Annotated in this window: 12 protein-coding genes and 1 pseudogene; 8 read left to right on the top strand and 5 right to left on the bottom strand. The window is 64.8% G+C overall.

Going from position 1 to position 17,025, the window contains the following annotated elements; translation table 11 throughout:
* Positions 1–213: 213 nt before the first annotated feature.
* A complete protein-coding gene (locus ACFWEM_RS17770; protein ID WP_378535483.1) occupies positions 214–1,569 on the bottom strand; it encodes an acetyl-CoA C-acetyltransferase in 1,356 nt (451 codons plus the stop codon).
* A 130-nt stretch (positions 1,570–1,699) separates the two neighbouring features.
* On the opposite strand from ACFWEM_RS17770, the gene ACFWEM_RS17765 reads away from it, so the two are divergent.
* Positions 1,700–3,046: a 3-oxoacyl-ACP reductase gene (locus tag ACFWEM_RS17765; protein ID WP_003945596.1), complete on the top strand. Its 1,347-nt coding sequence runs from the start codon at positions 1,700–1,702 to the stop codon at positions 3,044–3,046.
* On the top strand, positions 3,046–3,909 hold the full coding sequence (locus ACFWEM_RS17760) for a MaoC/PaaZ C-terminal domain-containing protein (protein ID WP_378536181.1): 864 nt from the start codon (positions 3,046–3,048) through the stop codon (positions 3,907–3,909). The genes ACFWEM_RS17765 and ACFWEM_RS17760 overlap by 1 nt, the downstream gene beginning before the upstream one ends.
* A 120-nt stretch (positions 3,910–4,029) precedes the next feature.
* Here the strand turns inward: ACFWEM_RS17760 and ACFWEM_RS17755 are convergent, their stop codons facing one another.
* Both ACFWEM_RS17755 and ACFWEM_RS17750 read right to left on the bottom strand, forming a co-directional pair.
* Positions 4,030–4,629, bottom strand: a complete 600-nt coding sequence (locus ACFWEM_RS17755) for a TetR/AcrR family transcriptional regulator (RefSeq protein ID WP_003945885.1) — start codon at positions 4,627–4,629, stop codon at positions 4,030–4,032.
* Positions 4,630–4,701: 72 nt separating this feature from the next.
* On the bottom strand, positions 4,702–5,880 hold the full coding sequence (locus ACFWEM_RS17750) for a glycoside hydrolase family 3 N-terminal domain-containing protein (RefSeq protein ID WP_378535481.1): 1,179 nt from the start codon (positions 5,878–5,880) through the stop codon (positions 4,702–4,704).
* 102 nt (positions 5,881–5,982) lie between these two features.
* On the opposite strand from ACFWEM_RS17750, the gene ACFWEM_RS17745 reads away from it, so the two are divergent.
* From ACFWEM_RS17745 to ACFWEM_RS17730, 4 genes are all read left to right on the top strand, one after another.
* A complete protein-coding gene (locus ACFWEM_RS17745; RefSeq protein WP_230815001.1) occupies positions 5,983–6,450 on the top strand; it encodes a universal stress protein in 468 nt (155 codons plus the stop codon).
* 45 nt (positions 6,451–6,495) lie between these two features.
* On the top strand, positions 6,496–7,584 hold the full coding sequence (locus ACFWEM_RS17740; RefSeq protein WP_378535479.1) for an isochorismate synthase MenF: 1,089 nt from the start codon (positions 6,496–6,498) through the stop codon (positions 7,582–7,584).
* 129 nt (positions 7,585–7,713) lie between these two features.
* Positions 7,714–7,887, top strand: coding sequence for a DUF2613 domain-containing protein (locus tag ACFWEM_RS17735; RefSeq protein WP_003945488.1), 174 nt, complete (start codon positions 7,714–7,716; stop codon positions 7,885–7,887).
* A 43-nt stretch (positions 7,888–7,930) separates the two neighbouring features.
* Entirely contained in the window at positions 7,931–12,250 is a 4,320-nt protein-coding gene (locus ACFWEM_RS17730; RefSeq protein WP_378536178.1) for an alpha-(1->3)-arabinofuranosyltransferase family protein, read from the top strand.
* Positions 12,251–12,273: 23 nt separating this feature from the next.
* On the opposite strand, the pseudogene ACFWEM_RS17725 reads toward ACFWEM_RS17730, so the two are convergent.
* Positions 12,274–13,323: pseudogene (locus tag ACFWEM_RS17725) on the bottom strand (acyltransferase family protein); the annotation flags it as partial.
* 216 nt (positions 13,324–13,539) lie between these two features.
* Here ACFWEM_RS17725 and ACFWEM_RS17720 point away from each other — a divergent pair.
* Both ACFWEM_RS17720 and ACFWEM_RS17715 read left to right on the top strand, forming a co-directional pair.
* The gene (locus tag ACFWEM_RS17720; protein ID WP_378535477.1) at positions 13,540–14,673 is read left to right on the top strand and encodes a DUF3068 domain-containing protein; all 1,134 of its coding nucleotides are present in this window, start codon (positions 13,540–13,542) and stop codon (positions 14,671–14,673) included.
* A 169-nt stretch (positions 14,674–14,842) separates the two neighbouring features.
* Complete coding sequence (locus tag ACFWEM_RS17715; protein ID WP_378535475.1) at positions 14,843–15,799, top strand: ABC transporter substrate-binding protein; 957 nt, start codon at positions 14,843–14,845, stop codon at positions 15,797–15,799.
* Here the strand turns inward: ACFWEM_RS17715 and ACFWEM_RS17710 are convergent.
* Positions 15,780–17,006 carry a lipopolysaccharide biosynthesis protein gene (locus ACFWEM_RS17710; protein ID WP_378535473.1) on the bottom strand — a complete coding sequence of 409 codons (1,227 nt, stop codon included), beginning with the start codon at positions 17,004–17,006 and terminating at the stop codon, positions 15,780–15,782. The two genes, ACFWEM_RS17715 and ACFWEM_RS17710, sit on opposite strands and share 20 nt — an antisense overlap.
* Between the last annotated feature and the right edge of the window lie 19 nt (positions 17,007–17,025).

Here is a 17,025-nt window from a genome sequence, read left to right as displayed (position 1 = left end):
CGCGCTGCTGCCAGGTCGGGGGTCAGGCAGCAACACGGGGCTGTCATGAATATCGGTAGCTATTCTGCAGCGTTACACGCCTGCGCGAAAAAGTTTGCAAAGAGTTCGGGGATCCGGCCACCCCTCGTGGCCGGATCCCCGATTACGCATCCCCTCGCGCCGATCACTGCAGGTGAGCGCAGTTTTCACACGCGTGGGGAGATTGTGGAGCGATTACCGCTCGATAATCGCCGTGACGCCCTGGCCGCCGGCGGCACAGATCGAGATCAGGCCGCGGCCCGAACCCTTTTCGGCGAGCATCTTCGCGAGGGAAGCGACGATACGTCCACCGGTTGCCGCGAACGGGTGACCTGCAGCCAAGGACGATCCGTTGACATTGAGCTTGCTTCGGTCGATCGACCCCAGTGCGCCGTCGAGGCCGAGGCGTTCCTTGCAGTACTCGTCGGATTCGAAAGCCTGCAGGGTTGCGAGAACCACCGAAGCGAAGGCTTCGTGGATCTCGTAGTAATCGAAGTCCTGCAAGGTGAGGCCATTGCGGGCCAGCAAACGCGGGATCGCGTACGTGGGAGCCATGAGCAGCCCGTCCTTGCCGTGGACGTAGTCGACGGCAGCGGTTTCGGAATCGACGAGGTGCGCCAGAACCGGAAGATTGCGCTCGGCTGCCCACTCGTCGGTGGAGAGGAGCACTGCCGAAGCACCGTCGGTGAGCGGCGTCGAGTTGCCGGCCGTCATCGTCGCGTCGCCGAGCTTGGTACCGAATACGGGCTTGAGCGTCGACAGCTTCTCGACGGTCGAACCGGGACGGAGGTTGTCGTCCCGGGTCAGACCGAGGAACGGGGTGACGAGGTCGTCGAAGAAACCGCGGTCGTAGGCAGCTGCCATGTTCTTGTGGCTGGCCGCGGCAAGTTCGTCCTGGTCCTCGCGCTTCACGCCGAATTCCTTGGCGGTGATCGCAGCGTGGTCGCCCATCGACTTGCCGGTGCGAGGCTCGCCGTTGCGCGGAATTTCGAGGCCGAGCATGCCCGCACGGACGTTGCCGAGCAGCTTGATGCGGTCGCCCGTGGACTTCGCGCGGTTGAGGGAGAGCAGGAACTCGCGTGCCTGATCATTGACGCCGATCGGGGCATCGGACGTGGTGTCCGTGCCGCCACCGATGCCGGAATCGATGCGGCCGGCCGAAATGGCGTCGCCGACGGCGATGATCGACTGCAGTCCGGTGCCACACGCCTGCTGAAGGTCGTAGGCCGACGTGTACGGACTCAGCGCGCTGCCGAGAACGGACTCGCGAATGAGATTGAAATCACGGCTGTGCTTGAGCACCGCGCCGCCGACGACCATGCCGAGCGTCTCACCCTGCAGATTGAATCGGCTCACGAGACCGTCGAGCGTCGCAGTGAACATGTCCTGGTTGGACGCCTGTGCGTACGCCTTGTCCGAGCGCGCGAACGGAATGCGATTTCCGCCGACGATCGCAACCGGGCGGCGCTGACCTGGGGACTTCGCAGCGGCCGCGGCCGGTGCAGTGCGCGGTGCGGCGGGCTTTGCGTTTGAACGGGCTTTGCTTGTCACTTGCGTCTCCAAGGATGGTGCGATTACCTGTTGAAGACTATTCTTACTCAGTAGTAAGTTACTTGTCTATCGCCGCATTCTTCAGATTGCCCGGTGAGAGACAACCCGAAACACAACAGAAGGTAGGACCGTGGCAGCCAGCAAGGGAGCTCCCGACCTCTATTCACAGTTCCTCTCGTCCGCCCCCGGCGCATTCATCGCGTCGAAGGCAGGCCTGCCCAGGCCCGAGAACCTGCGTCGCTACAAAGCAGGGGAACCCGCACTCGCCGGACCTGTCCTCATCGGCGGCAAGGGCCGGCTCGCGGAACCACTGCGCGTACTGCTTTCCGATTACCCGGCAGCTCAGGCGCACGACAGCAGCTTCGGCGGACTCGTGTTCGACGCAACCGGAATCACTCAGGTCAGCGAACTCGAACAGCTGTTCGAGTTCTTCCAGCCCGTGATCCGCAACCTCGCACCGTCGGCTCGCGTCGTCGTTCTCGGCACGACGCCGGAAGAAACCTCGAGCGTCGACGAGCATGTCGCTCAGCGCGCCCTCGAAGGCTTCACCCGTAGCGTCGGCAAGGAGATCAAGCGCGGCTCCACCGCTCAGCTGGTCTACGTCTCCCCCAAGGCGTCCACCGGACTCTCCGGCGTGGAATCGACTCTGCGCTTTCTTCTTTCGGCCAAGTCCGCCTTCGTCGACGGTCAGGTAATCGTCGTCGGTGCTGAAGATTCCGTCGCACCCGCAAGCTGGGACAAGCCGCTCGAAGGCAAGGTTGCCGTCGTTACCGGTGCAGCCCGCGGCATCGGTGCCACCATCGCTGAGGTGCTTGCCCGCGACGGCGCGCACGTTGTCTGCGCTGACATCCCGGCCGCCGGCGAAGCGCTGTCCGAGACCGCGAACAAGGTCGGCGGCACGTCCCTCGCTCTCGATGTCACGGCAGCCGACGCAGCCGAGGTCCTCGCAGCTCATCTCCTCGAGCGTCACGGCGGCGCGGACATAATCGTCCACAACGCCGGCATCACCCGCGACAAGACCCTCGCCAACATGGACGAGGGCCGCTGGAACATGGTCATGAACGTCAATCTTCTTGCACCACAGAAGATCACCGAGCACCTCGTCGAGAAGGGCGCCCTCAAGGAAGGCGGCCGCGTCGTCGACGTCTCCTCCATCGCCGGCATCGCGGGCAACCGCGGCCAGACCAACTACGGCACCTCCAAGGCCGGCGTCATCGGCCTCGTTCACGCCGAAGCTCCCGTCTTGGCCAAGAAGAACATCACCATCAACGCCGTCGCACCAGGCTTCATCGAGACTGCCATGACCGCAGCCATCCCCTTCGCCACCCGCGAAGCCGGCCGCCGCATGAGCTCGCTCCTGCAGGGCGGCGAGACCGTCGACGTCGCCGAGACCGTCGCATACTTCGCGAGCCCGGCCTCCAATGCCGTTACGGGACAGGTCGTTCGCGTCTGCGGCCAGAGCCTTCTGGGCGCATGATGGCAGCAAAGACCGTCGCGCTCACCGAACAGCCGAAGACCCTCGACATCTACTCCCGCGCGGTACTGGGATTGTTGCCGTGGAACAAGTCCAACTCGCGCTCGGTGCCACAGCAGACTTTCACCCTCACCGGATTGAAGGTCGACACCGACAATCTGGCGGCGTACTGCCGTGTGACGGGACTGCGGTTCGGCGACACTCTGCCGATCACCTATCCCTTCACCTTGGCTTTCCCGACCGTGATGAAGCTGATGGTGTCGAAGGACTTCCCCTTCGCCGCCGTCGGTTCCGTTCACGCCGAGAACGTCATCGAATCGCTGCGGCCCATCTCCGTCAGCGAACCGCTGGACCTCTCGGTACACGCCGAGAACTTGCGTGAGCACCGCAAGGGCCTGCTGATCGACGTGGTCACCGAAATTCGGGTGGGACGGGAACTGGTCTGGCGACAGACCTCGAGCTTCCTGAACCAGCAGAAGACCTCGCTGTCCGGCCAGCCCGGACCGGAGCCAAAGGCCGACGAGGTTCCGCCGATGCCGATGAGCACCATCCGCGTCGACCAGACCACGATCAGCAAGTACGCCGCAGTCTCCGGCGACCGCAATCCGATTCACGTCTCGTCCCTGGGCGCCAAGGCTTTCGGTTTCCCGAAGACCATTGCTCACGGAATGTGGAGTGCCGCGGCAGTTCTGCGGACCGTCGAGGGTTCCGTCGCGGACAAGGTCACGTACAGCGTGCGTTTCGGCAAGCCGATTCTGCTACCGGCGACGCTGAATGCCTACGCCGACCGCACCGATGACGGCTGGGATCTGTCGCTGCGTCACCCGAAGAAGGGTTACCCGCACGTCACGGCGACGCTGCGCTGACCCAGGACTGAACTGGTTGGGCTGGTGCGTTTCCGACCCCGCCCCGACAGTGTGAACGTATCGCTCCCCTTGTTCAGCAAGGGGAGCGATACGTTCACGCGATGTGGTTTGGTTTGAGAGCTACTCGGACTTCTTCTTGCCCGACAGACCGCGCCACGCGAGGGATTCGAGTAGGTCCGCTGCGGCATCCACTTCGATTTCCCCACCCGCGACCCGGTCCGCTACCGCCTCACCGGCGCCGACGAGCGCGATGGCGATGATCCCGTAATCGTGCGCGGCATCCGGATCCTTGGTGCTGGACTCGAGCAGATGCGCGGTCAACTCGATCAATCGATCGCGACTGGACTGCACGGTTCCCGCAAAAGCCTGCTGCCCGACGGCCTGACGGTAGAGCACCATCCACGACTTGCGGTTTGCGCCCACGAACCCGAGGAACCCCTCGAGAGCGGCGCGCAATTGTTCACGCGGAGTCAGGTTGGGCGCGCCGGCCGGGGCGAGGGCCTCGAGGAAGCGAAGTCCTTCACGATGAATGCACGCCGCGAACAGCTCTTCCTTCGAGCCGTAGTACAGGTACAGCATCGGCTTCGAGATCTCGGCTTTTGCCGCGATGGTGTCCATCGAAGTTTCGTGAAACCCCCTGTCGGAGAACACGTCCACAGCTGCGTCGAGCATCTGCTGCTCACGCACTGCGCGTGGCAGTCGCTTGGTACCGCCGGCCATGCTTCCTCCAACCACAGGGTAAATGTCGATCTTACTCTACGGTAAGATTGTGCGTCGAATCGCAACTTCGACTCAGCAGGTCACGGCACCTTTGGCCGCGGCAACCGTGACGACGGCCTGATCGACTCGGGCCTGCGGAAGCGCACCCGACGCGACGGCCCGCTCGAGATGGTCGAGAACCCGCGGTACGTCATCGGTGGTCAGCCACAATGCCTGATTGACTCCTGCCGCGAGTGCAGCCTGAACTGCGTCGGCAATATCGTATCGGTCGGTGATCGCCTGCATACCGCTGAGGTCGTCGGTGAATACCGGACCGGTGAACGGCGCTGCGCCGTAACCCACTCCGTCGCGAAGCAAGGCAACGGCGGCGGGGCTGATGCTGGCAGGGGTACCGGGCTCGGTCAGACCGGGAACCTCGAGGTGACCCATCATGACGCCGACTCCGGTTCCCGACAGTTCGCGGAAGGGAATCAGGTCCGACGCGATCAGATCCTGCAGCGGCGGCGTGGTCACCTCACCGCGGTGCGAGTCACCCGACGCGCTGCCATGACCGGGAAAGTGCTTGATCACCGGGAAGATTCCGGCGTCGCGCATACCCTGCGCGTACGCACCGGCGTAGGCAACCACGGTCTGGGGGTCGTCGGAGTACGAGCGGTCCCCGATCACGGAGTCGTCGGGTTGGCTGCTGACGTCGACGTCGGGGGCATAGTTGACGGTGATCCCGAGATCCTTCAACCCACGTCCACGCTCGAGTGCCATCTGGTACGTCTGTTCCACTGTCATGGTCTGCGCCGTTTCCCTGGCCGACGGATCGGGTCCGAGGATGTCCGCGACGCGGGAGACCCGTCCACCTTCCTCGTCGATCGTCACCATCAGGGGCAACTTCGACGCCGAAGCAACCTGCGGCACTTCGCGATTGGTGAGCATCGACTGATCGGTCCAACTTCCGACGAAGATGCCGCCGATCTCCTCGTTCTGCACTATCGACAACGCGTCGTCGGTCCCGGTGACGCCGACGTTGAGCAGCTGGGCAAGTTTCTGACGCAGGGAGAGCGAAGCCAGAAGGTCGCTACCGCACGACGCGGCGACGGGTGCGGAGCTCGATGCCGCAGGCGTCGACGTGATCTCGGTACTGGTGCTGGTCGGGGCGCTCGAAACAGGATCAGCGGTCCCGTTTTCGCCTGAGCATCCCGCAACCAACCCTCCGCACAAAGCAATGGTCGTCGCAGCCTTCAGAAACTTGATCCGCATACCTCGACCGTAACGGACCCGGTACCCATACACTCCCTCACGGGCACATCGGGACGGTAGCCTGGAAGAGAACCGATTCCCCCCGCTGACGAGGAGGTCGTGATGCCACAAGGTCTGATGCTCATCGCGTACGACGGTTCCGACAACGCCAAGCGCGCCGTCAACTATGCGGGGCGTTTCCTCTCCGCCAATCGTGCTGTTCTCGTCACCGCCTGGGAGCCGATGGTTCGCCAGGCCGCTCGCATGTCCGGCCTGTCCGGGGTGATGCAACCGGAGTGGGTTCCCGACGACGACGTCGAGGACATCGCGTACACCGACGCCAAAGTCACCCTCGCCGAGGGCGTCGCTCTGGCTGAAGCCGCGGGCCTGACCGTCGAAGGTAGAAGCGCCGAGTGCCGATCCGCGATCTGGTCTGCAATCGTCGAAACCGCAGACGAATTGGACGTCGACATCATCGTGACCGGCACCCGCGGTACGACGGGTTTGCGGTCGCTATTGCAGAGCAGCGTCGCGGATCATGTTCTGCGTCACAGTCATCGGCCGGTGTTGATCGTCCCTCCGGGGAAGTGACCTTCGCGCATTCCTGATCCGCGGCCGACTAGTGTCGAATGCACCATGGACGGTTTTGTTCTCTCGCGCCCCGATCACAGCGTTGTCACCCGCGGCGTACGACGCAGCTTCGACAGCTCCGACGCGGCTGCCAACGCTATGTCGGCAGGTTCGGCAAAGCTGATCGTCGGTGCTCTCCCATTCGACCCGGCTGCCGCAACGGCGTTGTACGAGCCTGCCGAGGCAACGATCACGCCCAGGCCGTGGCAACCGGTTGATCCCCAGCCGCTGCCCACGACCCGGGTGGGCCGAGAGATCCCGTCGTCGTCGGAGCATCTTCGTCGGGTGGAAAAGTTGATCGGACGCCTCCGCAGTGGAGAGGTCGACAAAGTTGTCGCGGCTCGCACTGTGGAGCTTCGGACGCAGACCCCGATCTCCCCGGCTGCGCTCGCCGCACGCATGGCGGCGCTCAATCCCGTCGCCAACACCTTTGCCGTCGATCTCTCTGCGGCGGGAGCCGAATTCGAGGGCCACAGCCTGGTCGGCGCAACGCCCGAGGTGTTGGTCAGTCGACGCGGGCGCGTCGTGACGTGTCGCCCGTTGGCCGGGACCGCAAAGCGGTCCACCGACGCCGATCGAGACCGCGAGGCAGGCGAGAGCCTTCTGCATTCGACGAAGAACCTGGCCGAGCACGCCTTCGTGACCTCATGGATCCGCGAGATCCTGCAACCGATGTGCAGTGACTTGTCGGTACCGGCGATACCCGAGCTGACCAATACCCACGAGGTCTGGCACTTGGCCAGCCCGATCCGCGGCACGCTGCGAGACGATACAACTGCGCTCGACCTCGCTATCGCCCTGCATCCGACGCCGGCACTGTGCGGAACGCCCACTGACGCGGCGCTGAAAGTCATCCGCGAGACCGAGGAGCCACGCCGTTTCTACGGGGGCGCCGTCGGCTGGTGCGACGATGCCGGCGACGGAGATTGGGTGGTTGCCATCCGCTGCGCCGAGATCAATGCAGACGGCCTCAGTGCCTGGGCCAGCGCGGGTGGCGGAATTGTCGCCGAATCGGACCCGCAGGACGAGCTCGACGAAACGTCCACGAAACTGCGCACCCTGTTGACCGCGCTCGGTGCGGAAACCCTCGACTGACCAGCACGTCACGAGGGTAATCGTCCGGATTCCCGAGTGCGGGTGATACCTTGACCCGAGCAGTTCGTACGGGCCGGTAAGTCCGTCCGACTGCGAACGACCGACTAACGACCAATTGGGAGATCCGCGATGACGAAGTTCCTTGTCCCCGGTGTGGCCAGCGCTGTCATCGGTGCCGTTCTGGGTGCCGGCGTCATCTTCGGTGTCACGGCCGCCGCGTCGGACAACACTCGTCCCGAGATCGACCGCAGCGGAAACGCAGATTCTTCCGTGCTGAACCAGGTTGAGTACGGCAGCCGCTGAGAGCGCAGGCCTCGCGAGTTCCCGTTCTTCCGCCGACGCAGCGGTGTCTTCGGTAGACACCGCCCCGTCGGCAGAGCCCCTGTCGAAGCGGTGGCTGTTCGGCGCCTCCGTCGTAGCGTTTCTTCTCACTTTTCTGCAATCGCCGGGTCTGATCACCGCTGACACCAAGTACGACCTGACGCAGAATCCGTTCGGTTTCCTCGAACGCGCGTCGCATCAATGGAGTAGTCAGGCCCCGCTCGGCCAGGTTCAGAACCAGGCCTACGGATATTTCTTTCCGCACGGGCCGTTCTTCGCGCTCGGCGAGTTGGCGAACGTTCCGCCGTGGATCACCCAGCGCATCTGGTGGGCTCTGCTCCTGATCGCGGGTTTCTGGGGCATCATCCGAGTTGCCGAGGCTCTCGGAATCGGCAGCCGTAGTTCGCGCGTCATCGCAGCGGTTGCCTTCGTTCTATCTCCCCGCGTACTGACCACGCTCGGCTCGATTTCCTCGGAAACCCTGCCGATGATGTTGGCGCCCTGGGTGTTGTTGCCGGTGGTTTTGGCCTTCGGCCCTGTGCGTGGAAAAGGAGTCCCTGGACTCCCTAACCGCTCACGGGGGTTGAGGCGGTTGGCCGCACAATCCGCCCTCGCCGTCGCGCTCATGGGTTCGATCAATGCCGTCGCCACCGCCGCGGCCTGCCTTGTCGCGATCATCTGGTGGCTCTCGCACAAACCCAACCGAACGTGGCTGACGTTCACCGCCTGGTGGGCCCTGTTCGTCGCTCTCGGCACCCTGTGGTGGATCGTTCCGCTCCTGCTGCTCGGCAAGATCAGCCCACCGTTCCTCGACTACATCGAGTCCGCCGGTGTCACCACTCAGTGGGCATCGCTCGCCGAGATACTTCGCGGCACGGACAGCTGGACCCCGTTCGTCTCCCCCGAACGCATTGCCGGCGCCGTACTGGTCACCCAGCCCGCAGCAGTCGTCGCCACCGGTCTTGTTGCCGCCGCCGGTCTCGCCGGGCTCTGCATGCGGTCCATGCCTGCTCGCGGCAGGCTGACGCTCATCCTGTTCGTCGGTATCACCGGCCTGGCCGCGGGATACGTGGGTGAACTCAGCTCGCCCGTGTCGGAGTCGGTGCGCCTGTTCCTCGACTCGGCGGGCGCTCCGCTGCGCAACGTCCACAAGCTCGAGCCGTTGGTCCGTCTGCCGCTGGTGCTCGGACTCGCACATCTACTCGCCAAAGTGCCGCTACCGGGATCGGTTCCGCTCACCAGATGGCGACGCGCGTTCGCCCATCCCGAGCGCGAACCGATGGTCGCACTGACCAGCCTGATCCTTGTCGCCCTCACCCTCTCCACCGCCTTGGCCTGGACGGGAAAGCTCGCTCCCCGCGGTGCGTACCCTGACGTCCCCTCGTACTGGAACGAAGCAGCGCAGTGGCTCGAGGACAACACCTCACCCGGATCGGAAGCAGAACGTGCCCTGGTCGTCCCCGGAGCGCCATTCGGCAGCCAGGTCTGGGGCCTGACGCGTGACGAGCCGCTTCAGGCATTGGCGAGTACGCCGTGGGCAGTGCGTGATTCGGTCCCGCTGACCCCGCCCGGCGCGATTCGCGCGCTCGATTCGGTGCAACGTCTGATCGCCGACGGACGCCCGTCGGACGGACTCGCGCAGACCTTGCTCGGGCAGGGCATCCACTACCTGGTGATGCGCAACGACCTCGACGGCGAAACGTCGCGCTCAGCCAGGCCGATTCTCGTGCATCAAGCGGTCGAAGGCTCTCCTGGAATCGAACGAGTCGCGCACTTCGGTGAGGACAACAGCCCCGAACCGATCGAAGGGCTGGTCGCAGACAGCGATTTGCGCCCCGGTTACCCCGCCATCGAGATCTTCGAGGTCACCCCGCCGGACGGCACCACGGCGGTCAGTGGACCGTACTCCGTAGCCCTGAACCAGGTTCCGCGCGTTCAAGGCGGGCCGGAATCGACTGTGCGCCTTCACGAAAGCGGACTGGTTCCGGGGACCGGGCCGATGATCCTGGCGGCCGACGCCGAAGCTGCGGGACTGCCGGTCGATTCGGTCACCGTCACCGACACCCCACGCGATCGAGAAACCGATTTCGGTCAGGTCGACAACCACAGTTCCGCGCTACGCACCCCCGACGACGCTCGTCGCACCTACAACTTGGTTCCCGACTATCCGGTTGCGAACACGCCTCTCGTGGAAGGCCGCTGGAGCGGAGCTTCGATCACCGTTTCCAGCGCCGCCTCAGATGCCACCCAGCTGGGCGGCACTTCACCGTCGAGCAGTCCCGCATCGACGGTCGACGGCGATCCGGCCACCGGTTGGTTCAGCAACGGCATCGAGCGCGCGCTGGGTCAGTGGCTGCAGATCGACTTCGACGCACCGATTTCCAGTGGCCTGCTCCACCTGACCACCAGTGCCGCGGCAATCGGCGCCCCCGTCAAATGGCTCGAGGTCTCGACGCCGAACGGCAGCACGGCGGTGAAGGTGGAGCGTCCGGGCGAGCCCATCACCGTCTCGATCCCGGGCGGCAATACGCCGTGGGTGCGCATCACTGCGACTCACACCGAAAATGGTTCACCCGGAACACAGTTCGGCATCAGTGAACTCTCTGTCGAGGATTTCTCCGACCGCAATGCGCCGGAGACCGTACCGATCAGTTTCGACACGGTCCTGCCGAGTACGCCGACGGGCGCATCCGTGAACGCCTGGAATCTGAGCCAGGAGTTCCCCGGCCGCAATGCGTGCGCGGACTCGACGGACCGCGTGCGATGCAGCAATGCGTTCATGGCGATACCCGAAGAGCCGAGCCGTTTCCAGCGCACGCTCTCGGTTCCCGAAAACACCGTAGTTGCACCGGCACTGACTGTCCGAGCGCGTCAAGGAAACGCCCTCGAGGACCTCCTTTCCGTCCCCGGCCGAATCACGGCTTCGGGTTCGAGCGACATCGGCGACACCCGCGGATCTGCCTTCGCTGCCACCGACGGGGACACACGCACCACGTGGTCGGCCCCGCAGCGCACCACCGAACCCGGCGGCCCGAAACCGACTCTGACACTGACCCTCCCCGAGCCGACTCTGGTCACCGGACTGGACATCACGCGGGGGCTCGGCACCCTCCCATCGCTGCCGACCAGCGTCGCAGTGAACCTCGGCAACGGCCCGCAGGTCCGAGAGCTCGAAACACCTCAGACCAGTCGAGTTCCCCTCTCCCCCTATGTCACCGACAAGATCGTCCTGAGTATCACCGGCTGGGAGCCGGTCCTCGATCAAACAGCACTCGGCTTCGCCCAGGCGCAGCCCACCGGCCTCGCCGAGGTCGGTGTCATCGGGGCCGACGGAACCCCGATCGCCGATTCCGGAGTACAGAACACGGACGCACTCGACAACCGCACCGTCACCGTCCCGTGTGGCGAGGGCCCGACCATTTCGGTTGCCGGACAGCAGTTCCCCACCTCGATTACCGCGACGGCGGCGCAGCTACGCACCGGCGCACCGATCGAGGCACTTGCGTGCGGCCCGAACGCGTCGACGCCCCTGCCTGCTGGACAGCCCGAGGTGGTCGTCGAACCCGGCCCGGCGTTCTCGGTCGACAACCTCGATCTGACGGCGGTCGGTCCTTCAGCCGCGCAACGGAATACACCGCTCGAATCGAGCGCGTGGACAGCGAATCACCGCGAACTCACCGTCACGAACTCGTCCACCGATCAGCTGATCGTCAATCCCGAGAGCACCAGCATCGGCTGGATCGCCACGGCGCCGGACGGTTCCGAACTGACGCCGGTGGTCGTGAACGGATGGCAGCAGGGCTGGATCGTGCCGGCAGGCACCGCGGGAACCGTCACCATCGACTTCCCCAGTGACCGTTGGTACCGCCTCGGCATCTTCGGCGGACTCGTGTTGCTGATCCCGCTGCTGTTCGCAGCTTCTGTCCCCGCTCGCCGAGAGTCCAAGCCCCTCACACCGCCCCGACCGTGGCGCAGCGTCGCGGCGGGATGGGTGGGCGTGCTCGCGGCGGCCACCGTCATCGGCGGCGGAGTGGGAGCGGCGATCGCGGTTGTCTGCTCGATCCTCGGGCTCGCCGCGCTGCGATTCTTCGGCCCGGCTCGAACCGCACGAATCCTGGTCGGCACTGCCGGCGTGGCGGCGATGATCGGCATCACGCTGCTCTCGACGGGACCGTGGCGGGCACCGGGCGGCTACGTGGGTGACTCGTTCGCGATTCAGTTCTCGATGTTGGTCGCCTTGGTCGTGACCGGGTTGGCCGCGCTGCCCTTTGCCGGTTCACCGATGTGGCGACGCTTCTCCCACCGCGTCACCGCAACGCGCGCCGGTTCCTCCACCAACGCGTAACTGGCCGAGGCCACAGCGACGCTCAGGACGACCGTAAGGGCCAGGACGTAGAAGAAGCTGCCCGAGAACGGAACTATGCCGAACACGGGGAACACAGCGTTCAATACGGCCAGGTGCCAGATGAACAGTCCGTAGGACCAACGTCCAATTGCCAGAGCCAAGGGACTGGCCAGGAACCGATGCTGCGATTGATCGCGCAGAACCAGTGGCGCGATCAACGAGAAGCTGATGATCGCGCCGAGAGCAATCTTGATCGCGTACTGCCACGGCTCCGGCCGCACCAGACCTTCGGGCCCGGCCAGATCGGTGCACGAGAGAACGAAGGCGACCAAGGCAACAAAGGTCAGGAGTACCCGACGGTGCGCGAGGCGATGCACCCACGTCGACGGGCCAACTGCCAGCTCGGCCAGGATCATGCCGGCGCCGAACCACGGCAGGTAGCCGGGCAGCCAGTTGTCGTGGTGGATGGCGTCCGGCGTCGGAATCGGAATGAACGCCCACGTCAAGGCCAAGACCGAGACCCCGAGCAGAAGCGGCAGCCGGAACCGGGCCGAGTTGCCACGGAGTCGCACCATCAGGAAGGCGAACAACGGCAGCAGGAGGTAGAACGCCACCTCGACCGACAGGCTCCACATCTGTGTGAGCCCCTCGGTGAGTGTCAACGGCACGAATACCTGCGCCAACCCGAGATTCGCCAGCCACACTTGGTAGCCCCCGCCCGCGCCGGGCAGGAACAGCAGGATCAGGACCACTGCCACCCAGTACGCCGGCAGAATGCGCGTCGCGCGGGAGATCCAGTACCGGACGGTCGACTGTGGCTGCCCGATTCCGCGAGCCTTTGCCGCGTGGGGGCGCCACAGCAGAAATCCGGACAAAGCAAAGAACACCGCTACGGCGAGATCGAGTCGGCCGAACGCGCGCCCGATCGCACCCGACTGAGCTTCACCCGTCTGGAACGCGACATGGGTGACGAGGACGCCGAGCGCGGCCAATCCACGCATACCGTCCAAAGCTGGAACGAAGCCCCGAGCCTGTGGCGGGACCGTCTGAGAGGAATTCGTGGAACTGATCATCACGGATAAGTGTGCACCCCAGGCCGATTGAGGGAAACCACCAGGGACTCGCAACAAAATGCCTGGCCAATTCATGCCCTCATGCGACAAACCGGGCCGGTGGACTGTTAGTGTTCTGCCACACATGGTGTCCATCGGGGGCCCCATGCGATCTGCGCAGCTCATATTGTGCCGGTTGGGGAACCTCGAAAGACTTAACGGGTTAGGAGTCACAGCATGGCGGAACGCTCAGGGCCGAGCCGGATACTTCCTTGCATTCTGGTGGGCCTCGGTGCCTTCCTTTTGGCCATCGCCATCCTCATTCCTACCTACACGGTAGGCAAGCTGGAGAAGACGCCACTCGACCTCGAGGTGACCACCGTCGCCACGGGCACCGGTAGCGTCCTCAACTCGGCGGCCCTCCTCGGCGGTAAGGCACAGGTCGACACCAACGTGCCGATCGTCGCTCAGCGCTACGTCACCACGCAGGACCCGTCCGACGCCGACATCATCACCGTCGAAGCCGGCCAGACGGTCCGTCGTACCGACAAGCAGGGCGACACCGGGCTGCTGACCGCAACCCTGGACCGCGTCACGCTCGATCGTGTCAGCTCGATGCCGACCAACGATCCGGTCGGAACCGTCCAGACCTCCAGCGACCAGCCCGCCGAAGAAGTTTCCCGCGACGGTCTGCAGTACAAGTTCCCGTTCAACACGGAACAGAAGAGCTACCCCTACTTCGACCTGAACGCTCGCGCCACGAAGGACATCGACTTCGTCGAAGAGACCGAGATCAACGGTCTGAAGGTCTACCACTTCCAGCAGACGATCGATCCCGTCGACTTGTCGAAGGTCGTCAACTCCCCCACCAACAAGCTGAGCCTGCCCGCCGACACCTGGGGCGTTCCCGGTGGCGCTACTCCGATCACGATGACGCGTTGGTACACCAACGTCCGTGACCTGTGGGTCGAGCCCAAGACCGGCGTTGTCGTCAAGGGCCAGGAGCAGTTGCACCAGTACTACGGACGCAACAAGGATGCCGTCGACGTCGAGGTTCTCAAGGTCACCCTGCCCTTCGACGAAGCGACCATCGAGTACCAGGTCCAGCAGGCACGTGACGGCATGGACAAGCTCTCGCTCTTCGGCCGCACCGTCCCGATCGTGGCAGGTGTCCTCGGCGTCATCGCGCTGATCGCCGGTATCTTCCTCGGCCTTCGCGGCGGCAAGGGCGGAACTCCGGCCCGCGCTGCACACGGCGGAACGAACCAGAATCCCAGCGGCCAGGCCTCGCCAGAGCCGGCTCCGGGTGAGCACGACTGGACCTCGGACGACACTCAGGTGATCCCGCGTCCGGATCTGCGCAAGGACTGATTCAGACAGTAAGTAGAGCGCCCCTTCCACACGGAAGGGGCGCTCTACTGCGTTTCGGGATGTTGTTGCCGGATCGGCGTACGGATTGGCGCGACGGATGGTTCCCTCCGCACGGTCACGGGCTTAGCGTTTTTTGGAAGTCCAGATCACCCCGAGCACGAGGAGCCACATGCCCGCATCAACAGTTCTGGGGTCGCACATCTGTGTCAGCGATCTGACGCGGCGGAGATTCGTGGTCAGTACGGCAGCATTCTCCGGGCTGTTCGCCGCCGGTTGCGCACGATCCGCCGGGACCGAAGGCGATGCGTCCGGGATGCGCACGGTCACGACCTCTCTCGGAACCTACGACATTCCGCTCACCCCGAAGCGCGTCGTCGCCATCGACTCCCGACTCGACCTCGAACCGGCCGTCGCGATGGGCCTTCCGGTCATCGCCTACAGCTTCGACGCCGCCGAGCCGTGGGTTCCTGCTGATCCCACGGCGCAGGTGTTCGAGGCACCGGTCAACGTCGAGGCAATTCTCGCGCTGGAACCGGACCTGATCATCTGCACCGACATCGGTGAGGCCTCCGACATGTGGCCGCTGCAGCAGTTGAGCCAGACAGCGCCTGTGCTTCCGATGGACTTCACGCGCCCTTGGCGCGAGAACATCGATCAGTTGGCGAGTTGGCTGGGGCGCACCGAGAACCCCGACGTCCGTCAGGTCATCGGAGCGTACGAGGACAAAGCAGCCGGATTGAAGGAACGCCATGCCCAGAGCTTGGCGAGCAAGCAGATCGTGCTGCTGAACTACGTGAACCAGAAGGTCAACGGCGTCAACCGCAAGGGCATCTCCACGCAGGTTGCCGAAGACCTCGGCGTGCAACTCCAGTGGCCGGTCGAGGGACAGAAGGAGATCTCCACCGAAAATCTGGTGACTGCTCTCGACTCGGCCGACGGAATGATCGTCACCACCGCGCCCGGCGTGGATCCCGTCAGCGACGACCGCGCGATGTGGAACCGTATCCGCGCAGTTCAAGGCGACAACGTCGTCTACACGGGTGGGAACATCAACTACGGATCCGTCTACACCGCGATGCGCACGCTCGACTACTTCGACGATCTGTTCACGCGTCTGGAGAACTGACGCCGCTGCGAGGGGCCGGCCCGGCGCGGTCGGCACTTCGCACCGCGGCGACGGACACCGCCAACGCCGTCGTCGACGCAACCACGACGGCGACACCGATCAACTCTCCCGGCGTCTTCGCCCACACCAGCATGACCGTCGCCTCCACAGCCAGCCCTGCCCATGCCAGAAGGGCCACTCGTGTGCGTTCTGACGCGATTGCGGACAGCAAAGCACCCTGGAGTACCGCCAGCGCTGCACCGTGCAAGGCGAAGGCCCACAGCATCGGAGCCACGGCGGCGTACGCGTCGCCCACGAGCATCGGCACCAGCGGGCCGGCAACCGCCGCCCCCAGAACCAAGACGGCGCCGATACCGACGAGCACCGCCAGAGCCGAGCGAACCGCCTGTGCCGAGTGCGCCGGGTTCGCCATCTTCGGGTACAGCACGACGCCCACTGCCTGCGGCAGCCAGAACGCGACCTTCGTAGCGACGGCGCCCAGTGCGTAGACACCGGCGTCGTATTCGCTGAGGACGACGCGGACGATCAGCAGGTCCAGCGAGGACAACGCGATAAGCGCGAGCTGAACCTGCGACGCCGCGAGCACGGAGACGACGCCGATACGCACCGGCCGGTCCTCGCTCACCGAGACGGTTCGGTCGACCACGCGCACTATCGCCACCAGCACCGCGGTTCCGGCCGCGCCCGCGACCAATGCCGCACCTGCTCCGCCGCCGAATGCCAGAACGATCACTGCCGGAAGGACTTTCATCACCCCGGCGCCGGCGAGTACCGCACTGAGAGTGCCGAATCGACCGTGCCCCTGCAACAACCCCTGCTCCGTGGCCAACAGAACCAACATGGGCGCGGTCACCAACGCCGAGAACGCCGCCACGATTCCGGTGTCGAGCAGCCACGCCATCGCCGGAGCCAGCGCCACCGCGAGGACGGCGACGATCGCCGTGCATCGATACCCCAACGACCGCAACGCATCTGTACTCTTGCCACGCACCGCCTCGCGGGCCACCACCGTCTGCAACGCCAACGCCGGAACCGCAAGTACCAACTGGGCGGCAAGCAGACTCGCGAACTCGCCGTAGCCGACCGGCCCCAACCATCTACTGGCCAACCACGCCAACAGGTACGACGCGACATTGGCCGTCATCGATCCCACCAAAACCATGCCGACCCCGGCCGCGGCGGCGCGATCGAGTGGTTGGCGAGACATGGCAGTAATGATGCACCAC

It is taken from the genome of Rhodococcus sp. NPDC060176 (genome assembly GCF_042728675.1).
Lineage (GTDB): Bacteria > Actinomycetota > Actinomycetes > Mycobacteriales > Mycobacteriaceae > Rhodococcus_F.
Note: the sequence above shows the minus strand (reverse complement) of the source record. Positions and strands in the feature narration are given on the sequence as shown.

What these genes read in the sequence shown, in the direction of transcription:
- ACFWEM_RS17760 (WP_378536181.1), top strand. Translation starts at nt 3,046, where the DNA reads ATGGCAGCAAAGACCGTCGCGCTCACCGAACAGCCGAAGACCCTCGAC.
- ACFWEM_RS17755 (WP_003945885.1), bottom strand. Translation starts at nt 4,629, where the DNA reads ATGGCCGGCGGTACCAAGCGACTGCCACGCGCAGTGCGTGAGCAGCAG.
- ACFWEM_RS17750 (WP_378535481.1), bottom strand. Translation starts at nt 5,880, where the DNA reads ATGCGGATCAAGTTTCTGAAGGCTGCGACGACCATTGCTTTGTGCGGA.
- ACFWEM_RS17745 (WP_230815001.1), top strand. Translation starts at nt 5,983, where the DNA reads ATGCCACAAGGTCTGATGCTCATCGCGTACGACGGTTCCGACAACGCC.
- ACFWEM_RS17740 (WP_378535479.1), top strand. Translation starts at nt 6,496, where the DNA reads ATGGACGGTTTTGTTCTCTCGCGCCCCGATCACAGCGTTGTCACCCGC.
- ACFWEM_RS17735 (WP_003945488.1), top strand. Translation starts at nt 7,714, where the DNA reads ATGACGAAGTTCCTTGTCCCCGGTGTGGCCAGCGCTGTCATCGGTGCC.
- ACFWEM_RS17720 (WP_378535477.1), top strand. Translation starts at nt 13,540, where the DNA reads ATGGCGGAACGCTCAGGGCCGAGCCGGATACTTCCTTGCATTCTGGTG.
- ACFWEM_RS17715 (WP_378535475.1), top strand. Translation starts at nt 14,843, where the DNA reads ATGCCCGCATCAACAGTTCTGGGGTCGCACATCTGTGTCAGCGATCTG.
- ACFWEM_RS17710 (WP_378535473.1), bottom strand. Translation starts at nt 17,006, where the DNA reads ATGTCTCGCCAACCACTCGATCGCGCCGCCGCGGCCGGGGTCGGCATG.